Genomic DNA, 12,416 nt, shown 5'->3' with positions numbered 1-12,416 from the left:
CCGGCAATGTTCGCACGGCTGTTGCCAAAAACTCGCAATGCTACCGGCACTTGAGCAACCTCAACAGTTACTCTGACAGACCGCAGGACAATTCCTATAGCTGTCGCCGGTCAATACACCGGGATTCTTCCTATATCGAGTAGGCGGAGTCCATCACTGACCGTTCAGCAGCGCAAGCGCGGCGAATAAGCGCACGACCTGAACAGGGATGAAGCAACACCAACGTCTACAACACAACACGAGGTGAAACGATGTCGACCAATACCGAATTCTCCGTCTTTGAAGCACTCGACCTGGCCCCTATCAAGATGAAACTGATGCACGTGGAATCAGGTGAAGGCTGGTCCGAGCAGCGTGCCGATGCCGCCGCAGCCGAGTACCGCCGCTTCCTGTTCCTGATGAAAAAATACCCGGAGGCCGGTGCTTCGCCGACCGTTGAAGTCGACACCTTCTGGCACTACCACATCCTGGACACCATGAAGTACGCCCGCGACTGTGAGGCTACCTTCGGATTCTTCCTACACCACTATCCCTACGTCGGCATGGGCGCCGGCGCCAACGATGGCGAACGCCAGCGCGCCGGCGACCGCATGCCTGCGTTGTACGAGGCCGAGTTCGGCGTGGTCGTCAAGGGCGACGCCGCGTTCTGCGCCTACCCGAGCAAGCAAGCCGCCGAAGCCGCGTTCTGCGCCGCCCCGAGCAAGCAGGCCAGCGACACCGCCTTCTGCGCCGCCCCGAGCAAGCAGGCCAGCGACGCCGCCTTCTGCGCCGCCCCGGGCAAGCAAGCCAGCGCCACCGCCTTCTGCGCCGCCCCGGGCAAACAGGCCAGCGACACCGCCTTCTGCGCCGCCCCGGGCAAGCAGGCCAGCGACACCGCCTTCTGCGCCGCCCCGGGCAAGCAAGCCAGCGCCACCGCGTTCTGCGCCGCCCCGGGCAAGCAAGCCAGCGACATCGCGTTCTGCGCCTCCCCGGGCAAACAGGCCAGCGCCACCGCCTTCTGCGCCGCCCCGGGCAAGCTGGCCAGCGACACCGCGTTCTGCGCCGCGCCCGGCAAATCCCTGCAAGCCGCCTGACCTGCCTGTCTGACCCTCGCAGCCGGGAGGCAGCCATGCCGCCATCCCGGCTGTCGCCTATTCGGCGAGCGTCATCTCTGCTTCGCTGCCCTTCCTGATCATCAGCGCCCGCAATTCGCTGATGCTGAAATCGCTCTCCTCGTGCATGCGGATCAGCAGCGTGGCGCCGATCGGCAGGGTAGCGTGGCGGATCTTGCTGATCACGGGCGGCGCCACTTCGAGCAGCTTCCACAGGGCTGCGTCATTCTTCAGGCGCAGTCGGGCAATGATGGCGTCGAGGACCCGGTTGGGGTCGTACTCGGCGCCGGGCGGGAGGCGGCGGATCGGCATGGCTCTTTCAGTAATATTATTAATTTGCTATTTAACACGCTATACCGCGAAAAATTAGCAGAAAGAGGCAAACTATCAGTATTTATACGGCTATTTTCGCGGGACGCGAAATTATACAGATAGTCGATAAATAATGTTTACTATTCCATCATCTGGTCACTACGCCGCGCGCAGGCGCGCCAGCGTCGTGGCGACGTCGGGATGGCGCAGGCGCACGCGCAGTTCGCGCCTCAGGCGGGTGTCGTCCAGCTGCCGCGATTCCGACATGAAGGACAGCAGCATCGGCGACACCGCACCTTCCAGATCGGCGCGCGCCAGGCGCGGCGGGCGGTGCATGCCGAAGGCGTCGGCCACGGCATCGAAATAATCGGCCATCTTCATGCGCGTGCGGTCGACCGCGTGCACCACGCGCCCGGCCCGTCCGCGCTGCAAGGACGCCAGCACGATGCGCGCCAGGTCGTCGGCGTGCACGTGGCTGGTGTAGACGTCGTCCTCGGCACGCAGCGCCGGCGTGCCCTGCTCCAGGCGGCGCAGCGGCAGGCGGTCGTCGGCATAGATGCCGGGCACTCGCAGGATGGACAGCGACGCGCCGCTGGCCAGGGCCCAGGCGCGCAGGATGCGTTCGGCGTCCACGCGCCGCCGCGCGCGCGCGTTGCGCGGCGCCACCGGGCGGTGTTCATGGACCAGCGCGCCGCCGCAATCGCCGTACACGCCGCTGGTGCTCACATACACCATGCGCTCGACCTTTCCCAGCGCCGCCGCCAGGTGGCGCGTGCGCCGGTCGTGCTCGCCGTCCGGCTGCGGCGGCGCCAGGTGCAGCACCCATGGCGCGAGTCGCCGCAGGCGGGTCAGGGTCGCGGGGCGGTCCAGGTCCGCCACCAGCGGCACCGCGCCCAGCGCGCGCAGCTCGGCGCGGCGCTCGGGCTGGCTGGTCAGGGCGAACACCCGGAATTTCCCGGCCAGCAGCGGCAGCAGGCGCATGCCGACGTCGCCGCAACCGACGATGAGCAGGCGGGGACGGGCGAAGGAGGAGCGGTCTGGCATGGGTTCGGGCGATGGAGGCGGACCGCGGCACTGTAGCACAGCGCCGGCGCCGGGCCGGGCCCACCCGCGCCCGGCAAAACCGGGGCCGGTGTAGAATAGCGCCCAGTTGCGACAAAATCGCCATAGGATCAACCACTTGCGCTTAGCTTGCGCGCCAACCACCGAATCGCATGACCTTCCAGATCACCGTCCAGCCCAGCGGCAGCCAGTTCACCTGCGAAGCCGACGAAACCGTCCTTTCCGCGGCCATCCGCGCCGGCATCGGCCTGCCTTATGGCTGCAAGAACGGCGCCTGCGGCTCGTGCAAGGGCAAGGTGCTCGATGGCGCGGTGGAGCACAAGCCGCACCAGCAGCGCGCGCTATCCGACATCGAGAAGACCAGTGGCATGTCGCTGTTCTGCTGCGCCGTGCCGAGCGCCGACCTGGTGATCGAGGCGCGCGAAGTGGGCGGCAGCTCGGACTACCCGCTGCGCAAGATGCCGACCCGGATCGCCGCCATCCGCCGCGCCGCGCCCGACGTCGCGATCGTCAACCTGCAGCTGCCGGCCAACGAGCTGCTGGCCTACCGCGCCGGCCAGTACATCGAATTCCTGCTCAAGGACGGCAAGCGCCGCGCCTACTCGATCGCCAACGCGCCGTCGTTCGAAGGCCCGCTCGAACTGCACATCCGGCACCTGCCGGGCGGCCTGTTCACCGACCACGTGTTCGGCGCCATGAAGGAACGCGACATCCTGCGCTTCGAGGGTCCGCTGGGCACCTTCTTCCTGCGCGAAGAATCCGACAAGCCGATCGTGCTGCTGGCCTCGGGCACCGGCTTCGCCCCGGTCAAGGCCCTGGTCGAGCACCTGATGCACCTGAAGTCGACCCGCCCCGTGCGCCTGTACTGGGGCGGCCGCCGTCCGCAAGACCTGTACATGGACGAGCTGTGCCGGGCCTGGGAAACCACGCTGCCCGACTTCACCTACGTGCCGGTGATCTCGGACGCGCTGCCCGAGGATGCCTGGACCGGCCGCACCGGCTTCGTGCACGCGGCCGTCATGCAGGACGTCATCGACCTGTCGGGGCACCAGGTCTACGCCTGCGGCGCCCCGGTCATGGTCGATTCGGCGCGCCGCGACTACACCGCCCTGTGCGGCCTGCCCGAAGACGAGTTCTTCGCCGATTCGTTCACCACCGAAGCGGACCTGGCGGGCGGCTGACCCGCCGCTGGCGGCGCCGACGCGGCGCCGCATCTTCGGGCACAATGATGGGTTCTCCCGTCGCCCCGAACAATCCATGTCCCTGCTGTCTCCCTCCGGCCGCCTCGGCGTCCTGCGCAACCGCAATCTCGCCTTCTATCTCTCGGCGCGCTTCCTCGCCACCTTCGCCGTCCAGATGCAGAGCGTGGCGATCGGCTGGCAGGTGTACCAGATCACGGGCAGCCTGTTCGACCTCGGCCTGATCGGCCTGGCGCAGTTCGCGCCGTTCCTGCTGTTCATCCTGTGGGCCGGCCACGTGGCCGATCGCTACAACCGGCGCCTGATCGTCATGGCCTGCATGGCGGTGCAGCTGTTGTGCAGCGCGCTGCTGATCGCCTTCACCGCCAGCGGCAGCACGGTCGTGTGGCCGGTGTTCGCGATCCTGGTGGTGTTCGGCAGCGCGCGCGCCTTCATGATGCCGGCCTCGCAGGCGGTGCTCAAGAACCTGGTGCCCGACCGCGAATTCAGCCAGGCGGTGGCGCTCGGCTCCTCGACCATGCACGTGGCGATGATCCTGGGACCGATCGTCGGCGGCCTGCTGTACGTGTTCGGCGCGCAGGTCGTGCACATGACGTCGGCCAGCCTGCTGGCGCTGGCGGTGCTCCTGATGACGAACACGCGCAGCATCCAGCAGATCATCAACAAGGCGCCGGTCAGCTGGCACACCCTGCTCGAGGGCCTGCGCTTCGTGCGCTCGCGCCCGATCGTGCTGGGCGCCATCTCGCTCGACCTGTTCGCGGTGCTGTTCGGCGGCGCCACCGCCCTGCTGCCGGCCTATGCCCACGACATCCTGGGCGCCGGGCCCACCGGCCTCGGCTTCCTGCGCACCGCGCCCGGCGTCGGCGCCGCCCTGTGCTCGATCACGCTCGCGATGTTCCCGATCACGCGCCGGGTCGGGGCCTGGATGTTCGGCGGCGTCGCGCTGTACGGCGTCTGCGTGATCCTGCTCGGCCTGACCGACAGTTTCCCGGTCGCCCTCGCCGCCCTGTTCCTGCTCGGCGTGGGCGACATGGTCAGCGTCTACATCCGCCACCTGCTGGTGCAGTACGAGACCCCGGACGAGATCCGCGGCCGCGTCAGCGCCGTGAACTCGGTGTTCATCGGCGCCTCGAACGAGCTGGGAGAATTCGAATCCGGCGTCACCGCCGGCTGGCTGGGCCTCACGCGCGCCATCCTGCTCGGCGGCGTGGCCACGCTGGTCGTCACCGGACTGTGGGCGGTGCTGTTCCCGGTGCTGTCCAGGATGGACCGCTTCCCGCACCACGAAAAAGAGCGCGGGAACTGACTCCCGCGCCGTCGCCCCTGCCCTGGCTTCAGGCCACCGCCAGCGCGCGCCGGTTCGATGCCGATGCCGACGCCGATGCCGATGCTGCCGGACGGGCCGCGCCGGCGGTGCGCTGGCCAGTCTCCAGCTTGAACACGCTGACCGTCTCGGCCAGGCGCGCCGATTGCTCCTTCAGCGACTGGGCGGCGGCGGCCGCTTCCTCAACCAGGGCCGCGTTCTGCTGGGTCACCGCATCCATCTCGCTGACCGCCTGGTTGATCTGCTCGATGCCGTTTTCCTGCTCGTGGCTGGCGACCGTGATCTCGCCCATGATGTCGGTGACGCGCTTGACGCTCACCACGATCTCGTCCATGGTGGCGCCGGCCTGGGTCACCAGGCGGCTGCCTTCGTCGACCTTGTTCACCGAGTCGTCGATCAGCGTCTTGATTTCCTTGGCCGCGCTGGCCGAACGCTGGGCCAGGTTGCGCACCTCGCTTGCCACCACGGCGAAGCCGCGGCCCTGCTCGCCGGCGCGCGCCGCCTCGACCGCCGCGTTCAGCGCCAGGATGTTGGTCTGGAAGGCGATGCCGTCGATCACCGAGATGATGTCGACGATCTTGCTGGCCGACGCATGGATGGCGCCCATGGTGTCGACCACGCTGGATACCACGACGCCGCCGCGGGTGGCGACGTCGGAGGCCGAGCGCGCCAGGCCGTTGGCCTGGCGGGCGTGTTCGGCGTTCTGCTTGACGGTCGAGGTCAGTTCTTCCATCGACGAGGCGGTTTCTTCCAGCGAGCTGGCCTGCTGCTCGGTGCGGCTCGACAGGTCGAGGTTGCCCACCGCGATCTCGTCCGAAGCGGTGGCGATGGTGTCGGTGCCGCTGCGCACCTGGCTGACGATGTCGCGCAGGTTCGTGTTCATGTCTTTCAGCGCGCGCAGGAGCTGGCCCGTCTCGTCGGTCGAGGTGACCTCGATCTCGCTGCTCAGGTCACCGGCGGCGACGGTGCGCGCCACTTCCACCGCCTGGTTCAGCGGCTTGACGATCGAGCGCGTGATCAGCCAGGCGATCAGCACCGCGGCCAGGAGGGACACGACGCCCACGCCCAGCATCAGGGCCATGGCCTGCGAATAGGCTTCACGGCCGCGCGCCTGGTCTGCGGCATTGCGGGTCGCCTGCAGGACGACCATCTCGTCGATCGCCGCGGTCCACGCGCGCATCGCCGGCGCCATCTTCGCGCTCAGGAATTCACGGCCGCCCTCCAGATCGTTGGCGCGGGCAAATACCTCGCCCTGGGCCACCAGCGGCAGCGCGGCCTTGCGCGCGGCGACGATGTTCGCGTGGAGAGTCGTGCCCTCTTCGCTGATGAGCAGTCCGGCGAGCGTGCTTTCCGCCTTGTCGTAGGCTTCCCGGGCGACGCCGATGGTCCGCGCCAGCTCCTGCATCTGCGCCTCGTCCGAAACGATCGTCATGTCGCGTACCGCGATCGAGATCCGGCGCAGGCTGTCGCGCATATTGCTGGCCGCCTCGATGCGGACGTTGTTGCCCTCGACGATCCTGACCAGCAGCGCGTCCATGGCTTGCAGTTTCTGGATGCCGGTTCCCAGGACCACGACCAGCAAGGCCAGGACCAGGCCGAATCCGAGCGCGAGGCGCTGGCCGATTTTAAGTTGCTTCAACTGCATCATACTCTCCGTTCTGTGAAGGTGCGCCAGCCAGGTTGCTTATCGGTGCTTGCGCATTTTTATCGATTTGTTATTAAAAAATGCTGCCGCCACGTCCGCGCCCAACCTGAATGGGATCGTCCGCTGCAAGAATTCGATAGATTTGCAAATACGTGTTGGATTCTAGTAGGACAAGTCCTACAAAACGAGCACTAAATTGCGATGTGGAAATAATGCAACTAAGATATAAAAAAGGCTTATCAAGAAGATAACGCGAGCGGGCGCGGCGAAAATCGCGGGAGGTGTAAGATGAAGCCGTAATAACTACAGGAGCCATCCATGCAGATCAATGTAAATACCGATAACACCATCAACAAGCATCAGGGCCTGGACGAGCACGTCCAGGAAGTCGTGCGCTCCTCCATCGGTCGTTTCGGCGACCAGGTCAACCGTGTTGACGTTCACCTGAGCAATGAGAACAAGGAGAAGAAAGCGGACGGCGGCAATTCCTGCATGCTGGAAGCACGCCTGGCGGGCATCGCGCCGATCGTCATCCACGAGCACGCCACCGACCTGCACCAGGCCATCAACAACGCCGGCGGCAAGCTGGCGCGCGCCCTCGACAGCGCGATCGGCCGCCTGCAGGACAAGCAGCGCGCCGCCTCGATCACGCACACCGAAGATCCAACCGCCGACAAGCACTTGACGGACATGTGATCGTGACCCAATGAAGCGCAGGCCCGTCCGGGCCTGCCTTCAGCCTACACAGCGCTCCCCTCCAGCATCGCCTTCACTTCGCGCAGATAGCGCAAGCCCGCCAGCGCGCGGCTGCCGTACCACGACATCATCTCGCCATCGACGAGCAGCACCGGAATCCCGATCTGTTTTTCCAGCGCGTCCGCGTGCGCCTCCGTGAAGCGGTAGGGTTCGGTCGACAGCAGCACGGCGTCGAGCCCGTCCACCAGGGCTTCGGACCAGTCGAAACGGGGATAGCGCGCCGCTCCCAGCGCGGGCACCCGCCAGCCCAGTTCGGCCAGCATGGCGGCGATATACGTGTCTTTCGACACGCTCATCCACGGGTCTTGCCAGATGCAGTACAGGACTGTGCGCGCCGGGCCGGCCGGCAAGGCGCGCAGCCGCGCCAGTTCTTCCTCGAAGGCCCCGCACCATGCCCCGGCTTGTTCCGGGGCGCCGAAGATGCCGCCCATCAGCCGCGCCAGCGCCAGGTTGTCGTGCGGGACCAGGGGATGGGTGACCACCACGTGCGGCACGAACTGCGCCAGCGCGTCGACGGTCGGCTTTTCGTTCTCGTCGATGTTGACCACGACGTGGGTCGGCGCCAGCTTGCGGATCTTCTCGAGGTTGACGTCCTTGGTGCCGCCGACCTTGGGGATGTCCGCCACCGCCGCCTTCGGGTGAATGCAGAAACCGGTGCGGCCGACCAGCCGCGGCGCCAGGCCGAGGTCGCACAGCAGCTCGGTGATCGACGGCACCAGCGACACGATGCGGGCGTCCGCGGCCACGGCATGCCGACGGCCCAGCGCGTCGACGAGGAGATTGTCAGAAGTCGTCATGCGATGTTTCACCATTGTTGTTTAAGCCGCGCCGAATACGCATTCCAGGTCCGATAGGCTATCATTTCACCGCTGTAAGGACTCAACCTTACGCGATTCGCTCGAGGCCCCACTTGGAACACATCGGCACCTTCGGTGCTTCCCGTACGCTGCGCGACCTGCACCTGTTTCGCGACGAGACCGACCCGGCCATCGCCGCGATGGTGGCCGGCTGCGCCGTCGTGCGCATGGCGCGCGGCCGCCGCATCGACGATGGCGGCCAGGCGCGCCTGTACATCGTCCTGTCGGGCGTGCTCGAGATCGCACCCGACGCCCATGCCGGCGACGAAGGCAACACCAGCCGCATCCTCCCGGGCGAGAGCGTCGGCGAACAGGCGGTGCTGGACGACGCGGCGAACCTGGCGGCGATGACGGCGCTCGAGGACACCGAACTCCTGGTGATCGAGTCCGACATGGTGTGGACCCTGATCGAACGCTCCAGCGTGCTGGCGCGTAACCTACTGCGCCTGCTGTCCTTCCGCATCCGCGCCACCAACGCCCTGCTGCGCCGGCGCCAGAAGCTGGGCGAATTCTACCGCCAGCTCTCGCTCAACGACCCGCTCACGGGCCTGTACAACCGCGCCTGGCTGGGCGAGATGCTGCCCAAGCTGGCCGCGCGCGCGGCCACCGACGGCAAGGCGCTGTCGCTGGTGATGATCGACCTCGACCACTTCAAGCGCTTCAACGACACCCACGGCCACATCGCCGGCGACGCCGCGCTGGCCGCGGCGGCGAACGTGATCCGCGGCGCGCTGCGCCCGTCCGACTTCGCGGTGCGCTATGGCGGCGAAGAGATGCTGGCCGTACTGCCCGACACCACGCCGGAACTGGCCGCCGGGGTGGCCGAACGCCTGTGCCGGCGCCTGCGCCTGGCCGTCGTGTTCCCCGACATGCGCCTGCCGCTGCCGCACCTGACCGCCTCCTTCGGCGTGGCCAGCCTGGCGCCCGGCGACGACGAGCGCAGCCTGATGGCGGCGGCCGACGCCGCGCTGTACCGCGCCAAGGAGGCGGGACGCGACCGCGTCTGCGCTTGAGGTCGCTTGCCGCCGGCCGTGACTGATCGGCGCGGATGTGCCACCATGCTGGTTGACGCTGTGAAGCAGCACACACAACAACAACACATGAGCACGCATACCTTCCTCTGGCACGACTATGAAACCTTCGGCGCAGTGCCGCGCCGCGACCGCCCGGCCCAGTTCGCCGCGATCCGCACCGACGCCGACCTCAACGAGATCGGCGAGCCGGTCATGCTGTACTGCCAGCCGGCCAACGACTTCCTGCCCGACCCGCAATCCTGCCTGATCACCGGCATCACCCCGCAGCACTGCCTCGAACGCGGCGTGCCCGAACACGAATTCGCGCGCCGCATCGAAGCCGCCTTCAGCGAGCCGGGCACGATCGGCGTCGGCTACAACACGATCCGCTTCGACGACGAGGTCACCCGCTTCCTGTTCTGGCGCAACCTGATCGATCCGTATGCGCGCGAGTGGCAGCACAACTGCGGCCGCTGGGACCTGCTCGACGTGGTGCGCATGGTGTACGCGCTGCGCCCGGAAGGCATCGAATGGCCGACCCGCGAAGACGGCAAGCCGAGCTTCAAGCTGGAACACCTGAGCGCCGCCAACGGGCTGGCCCACGAGGCGGCGCACGATGCGCTGTCCGACGTGCGCGCCACCATCGCGCTGGCGCGCCTGATCCGCGACAGGCAACCGCGCCTGTTCGACTTCTGCCTCGAGCTGCGCCGCAAGGACCGGGTCGCGACCGAGATCGGCCTGCACCTCGATCCGGGCCAGCGCCAGCCTTTCCTGCACGTGTCCGGCATGTTCCCGGTCGAATACGGCTGCCTGGGCCTGGTCTATCCGCTGGCCCAGCATCCGACCAACAAGAACGAGGTGCTGGTCTGGGATTGCCGCCACGACCCGTCCGAACTGTTCGCGCTCGACGCCGACACCATCCGCACCCGCATGTTTACGCGCGCCGGCGACTTGCCCGAAGGCGTGACCCGGCTGCCGATCAAGAGCGTGCACCTGAATAAATCGCCGATGCTGGTCGGGAACCTCAAGACCCTGCGGGCCGACCTGGCCACGCGCTGGGACATCGACCTGGAGCGCGGTCGCGCGCACGCCGCGCTGGCGGCCGGCGGGCCGGACATGCGGGCGATCTGGGCCCAGGTGCTGGCCAAGCCCGGCGCGGGCGAGACGGTGGACGTCGACGAAGACCTGTACGGCGGCTTCGTCAGCCGCGACGACCGCCGCCAGCTCGAGTCCCTGCGCATGCAGAAGCCCGAGGCGCTGGCGCGGCGCGTCAGCTTCGAGGACGAGCGCCTCAACGAACTATTGTTCCGCTACCGCGCGCGCAACTTCCCGCACACGCTTTCGGAAGACGAGATGCAGCTGTGGGAAGCGCACCGGGCGGCGCGGCTGTTCGAGGGTGCGCATGGGGCGCGTACGGTGGACCAGCTGTTTACCGAGATCGATGCCTTGTCGGAGACGGCGGACGAGCGCGCGGAGGAAATCCTCGGCGCCTTGTACGATTACGCCGAGTCGATCGCTCCCGACCGATATTGAACGTGTCGTGGACGGCGGAGGCGTCCACGACCCGGGATCAAGCGTGGCGATATGCGTTGATCGCATCGCGCGTCTCGCGCGCCACGCGCCGCGCCGCTTGGGCGAAATCCTCGCCCTCCTGCGGCGTCGCATACAGGATCGCGCGCGACGAATTGATCATCATGCCCGCGCCCGCCGCCGTGCGGCCGGCCTTGACAGTCGCCTCGACGTCGCCGCCCTGGGCGCCCACGCCCGGGATCAAGAGCGGCATGTCGCCCACCAGCTTGCGCACCTGCGCGATCTCGTCCGGGAAGGTCGCGCCCACCACCAGCGCGCACTGGCCGTTGCGGTTCCATTTGTCGGCGACCAGCTGGGCCACGTGCTGGTACAACGGACGCCCCGCCACGTCCAGGAACTGCAGGTCGGAGCCGCCCGCGTTCGAGGTGCGGCACAGCACGATCACGCCGCGGTCCGGCCATTCCATATAGGGCTCGACCGAGTCGAAGCCCATGTAGGGGCTGACCGTCACCGCGTCGGCGCCATAGCGCTCGAACGCTTCGCGCGCGTACTGGTGGGCGGTGGCGCCGATGTCGCCGCGCTTGGCGTCCAGCACCAGCGGGATGTGCGGGTAGGTGGCGCGCAGGTAGGCGCAGATTTGTTCCAGCTGGTCTTCGGCGCCGAGGGCGGCGAAATAGGCGATCTGCGGCTTGAAGGCGCAGGCCAGGTCGGCGGTCGCGTCGATGATGGCCTTGCAGAACTGGACGATGGCGTCCGGCTGGCCCTGCAAGTGGGCAGGCAGGCGCGCCAGGTCCGGGTCGAGGCCGACGCACAGCAGCGAATCGTTGCGGGCCCATGCGGCGGAAAGTTTGTTGATGAAATTCACCTCTAGCCCCTTGTATCTTTGTAAATGCAAACCCATTATTGTACCCGCCGGCGGTCCATCGCCGCTAATCGGCGCCCGCCCGGACGCCAAACCGTGGCTATTTCAGGTATATTTTGATCATTCGACAACTTGACCACACGAACAACATCATGACCCATTCCTTCTTCTTCCGTTGGACCCGTCTCCTCGGCGGCGCCGTCCTGGCCGGCGCCCTGCTGTCCGGCTGCGGCTACAACGAGTTCCAGACCAAGGACGAGGCCACCAAGGCGGCATGGAGCGAAGTGGTGAACCAGTACCAGCGCCGCGCCGACCTGATCCCGAACCTGGTCAACACCGTCAAGGGCTACGCCTCGCATGAAAGCGCCACGCTCGAAGCGGTGACCCGCGCCCGCGCCCAGGCCACCAGCTTCCAGATCACGCCCGAGGTGCTGAACAACCCGGAAGCCTTCCAGAAGTTCCAGCAGGTGCAGGGCGAGCTGTCGGGCGCGCTGTCGCGCCTGATGATGGTCTCGGAAAAATACCCCGACCTGAAGGCCGACACGAGCTTCCGCGACCTGCAGTCGCAACTGGAAGGCACCGAAAACCGCATCACGGTGGCGCGCCAGCGCTATATCGCCTCGGTCCAGGATTACAACGTGACCGTGCGTCAGTTCCCCAAGAACTTGACGGCGATGGTGTTCGGCTATGACACCAAACCGTCGTTCACCGTCGAGAACGAGAAGGCGATTTCGACCGCGCCGACGGTCGACTTCGGCAAGTAAG

12 protein-coding genes are annotated in these 12,416 nt (G+C 67.0%); 7 read left to right on the top strand and 5 right to left on the bottom strand.

Annotated elements, in window-relative coordinates:
• Positions 1-251 precede the first annotated feature (251 nt).
• Positions 252-1,073, top strand: coding sequence for a UCP032817 domain-containing protein (locus HMPREF9710_RS18460; protein WP_005668806.1), 822 nt, complete (start codon positions 252-254; stop codon positions 1,071-1,073).
• Positions 1,074-1,130: 57 nt separating this feature from the next.
• Here the strand turns inward: HMPREF9710_RS18460 and HMPREF9710_RS18455 are convergent, their stop codons facing one another.
• Together HMPREF9710_RS18455 and HMPREF9710_RS18450 are read right to left on the bottom strand one after the other, a co-directional pair.
• The gene (locus tag HMPREF9710_RS18455; protein ID WP_005668804.1) at positions 1,131-1,403 is read right to left on the bottom strand and encodes a hypothetical protein; all 273 of its coding nucleotides are present in this window, start codon (positions 1,401-1,403) and stop codon (positions 1,131-1,133) included.
• A gap of 159 nt (positions 1,404-1,562) precedes the next feature.
• On the bottom strand, positions 1,563-2,447 hold the full coding sequence (locus HMPREF9710_RS18450) for an NAD(P)H-binding protein (RefSeq protein ID WP_005668801.1): 885 nt from the start codon (positions 2,445-2,447) through the stop codon (positions 1,563-1,565).
• Positions 2,448-2,617: 170 nt separating this feature from the next.
• Between HMPREF9710_RS18450 and HMPREF9710_RS18445 the strand changes: the two genes are divergently transcribed.
• Both HMPREF9710_RS18445 and HMPREF9710_RS18440 read left to right on the top strand, forming a co-directional pair.
• On the top strand, positions 2,618-3,646 hold the full coding sequence (locus HMPREF9710_RS18445; RefSeq protein WP_005668799.1) for a CDP-6-deoxy-delta-3,4-glucoseen reductase: 1,029 nt from the start codon (positions 2,618-2,620) through the stop codon (positions 3,644-3,646).
• 76 nt (positions 3,647-3,722) lie between these two features.
• The gene (locus HMPREF9710_RS18440) at positions 3,723-4,970 is read left to right on the top strand and encodes an MFS transporter (protein ID WP_005668797.1); all 1,248 of its coding nucleotides are present in this window, start codon (positions 3,723-3,725) and stop codon (positions 4,968-4,970) included.
• A gap of 28 nt (positions 4,971-4,998) precedes the next feature.
• Here HMPREF9710_RS18440 and HMPREF9710_RS18435 read toward each other — a convergent pair whose 3' ends face one another.
• A complete protein-coding gene (locus HMPREF9710_RS18435) occupies positions 4,999-6,633 on the bottom strand; it encodes a methyl-accepting chemotaxis protein (protein ID WP_005668795.1) in 1,635 nt (544 codons plus the stop codon).
• A 318-nt stretch (positions 6,634-6,951) separates the two neighbouring features.
• Between HMPREF9710_RS18435 and HMPREF9710_RS18430 the strand changes: the two genes are divergently transcribed.
• A complete protein-coding gene (locus HMPREF9710_RS18430; RefSeq protein WP_005668793.1) occupies positions 6,952-7,329 on the top strand; it encodes an HPF/RaiA family ribosome-associated protein in 378 nt (125 codons plus the stop codon).
• A gap of 44 nt (positions 7,330-7,373) precedes the next feature.
• On the opposite strand, the gene HMPREF9710_RS18425 is transcribed toward HMPREF9710_RS18430, so the two are convergent.
• Entirely contained in the window at positions 7,374-8,186 is an 813-nt protein-coding gene (locus HMPREF9710_RS18425; protein ID WP_005668792.1) for a helical backbone metal receptor, read from the bottom strand.
• Positions 8,187-8,299: 113 nt separating this feature from the next.
• Between HMPREF9710_RS18425 and HMPREF9710_RS18420 the strand changes: the two genes are divergently transcribed.
• Together HMPREF9710_RS18420 and sbcB are read left to right on the top strand one after the other, a co-directional pair.
• Positions 8,300-9,259, top strand: coding sequence for a GGDEF domain-containing protein (locus HMPREF9710_RS18420; RefSeq protein ID WP_005668791.1), 960 nt, complete (start codon positions 8,300-8,302; stop codon positions 9,257-9,259).
• Between the two features lie 87 nt (positions 9,260-9,346).
• Positions 9,347-10,792, top strand: a complete 1,446-nt coding sequence (gene sbcB, locus HMPREF9710_RS18415) for an exodeoxyribonuclease I (protein ID WP_040777047.1) — start codon at positions 9,347-9,349, stop codon at positions 10,790-10,792.
• Between the two features lie 37 nt (positions 10,793-10,829).
• On the opposite strand, the gene pyrF is transcribed toward sbcB, so the two are convergent.
• A complete protein-coding gene (gene pyrF / locus HMPREF9710_RS18410) occupies positions 10,830-11,654 on the bottom strand; it encodes an orotidine-5'-phosphate decarboxylase (RefSeq protein WP_040777044.1) in 825 nt (274 codons plus the stop codon).
• Between the two features lie 149 nt (positions 11,655-11,803).
• On the opposite strand from pyrF, the gene HMPREF9710_RS18405 reads away from it, so the two are divergent.
• Positions 11,804-12,415 carry a LemA family protein gene (locus HMPREF9710_RS18405; protein WP_005668788.1) on the top strand — a complete coding sequence of 204 codons (612 nt, stop codon included), beginning with the start codon at positions 11,804-11,806 and terminating at the stop codon, positions 12,413-12,415.
• Position 12,416 lies beyond the last annotated feature (1 nt).

Source organism: Massilia timonae CCUG 45783, from assembly GCF_000315425.1.
Lineage (GTDB): Bacteria > Pseudomonadota > Gammaproteobacteria > Burkholderiales > Burkholderiaceae_D > Telluria > Telluria timonae.
This window is presented reverse-complemented; position numbering and strand designations above follow the sequence as displayed.

Bases quoted from the DNA above. Each gene is read 5' to 3' on its own strand.
- HMPREF9710_RS18460 (WP_005668806.1), top strand. From the start codon at position 252: ATGTCGACCAATACCGAATTCTCCGTCTTTGAAGCACTCGACCTGGCC.
- HMPREF9710_RS18455 (WP_005668804.1), bottom strand. From the start codon at position 1,403: ATGCCGATCCGCCGCCTCCCGCCCGGCGCCGAGTACGACCCCAACCGG.
- HMPREF9710_RS18450 (WP_005668801.1), bottom strand. From the start codon at position 2,447: ATGCCAGACCGCTCCTCCTTCGCCCGTCCCCGCCTGCTCATCGTCGGT.
- HMPREF9710_RS18445 (WP_005668799.1), top strand. From the start codon at position 2,618: ATGACCTTCCAGATCACCGTCCAGCCCAGCGGCAGCCAGTTCACCTGC.
- HMPREF9710_RS18440 (WP_005668797.1), top strand. From the start codon at position 3,723: ATGTCCCTGCTGTCTCCCTCCGGCCGCCTCGGCGTCCTGCGCAACCGC.
- HMPREF9710_RS18435 (WP_005668795.1), bottom strand. From the start codon at position 6,633: ATGCAGTTGAAGCAACTTAAAATCGGCCAGCGCCTCGCGCTCGGATTC.
- HMPREF9710_RS18430 (WP_005668793.1), top strand. From the start codon at position 6,952: ATGCAGATCAATGTAAATACCGATAACACCATCAACAAGCATCAGGGC.
- HMPREF9710_RS18425 (WP_005668792.1), bottom strand. From the start codon at position 8,186: ATGACGACTTCTGACAATCTCCTCGTCGACGCGCTGGGCCGTCGGCAT.
- sbcB (WP_040777047.1), top strand. From the start codon at position 9,347: ATGAGCACGCATACCTTCCTCTGGCACGACTATGAAACCTTCGGCGCA.
- HMPREF9710_RS18405 (WP_005668788.1), top strand. From the start codon at position 11,804: ATGACCCATTCCTTCTTCTTCCGTTGGACCCGTCTCCTCGGCGGCGCC.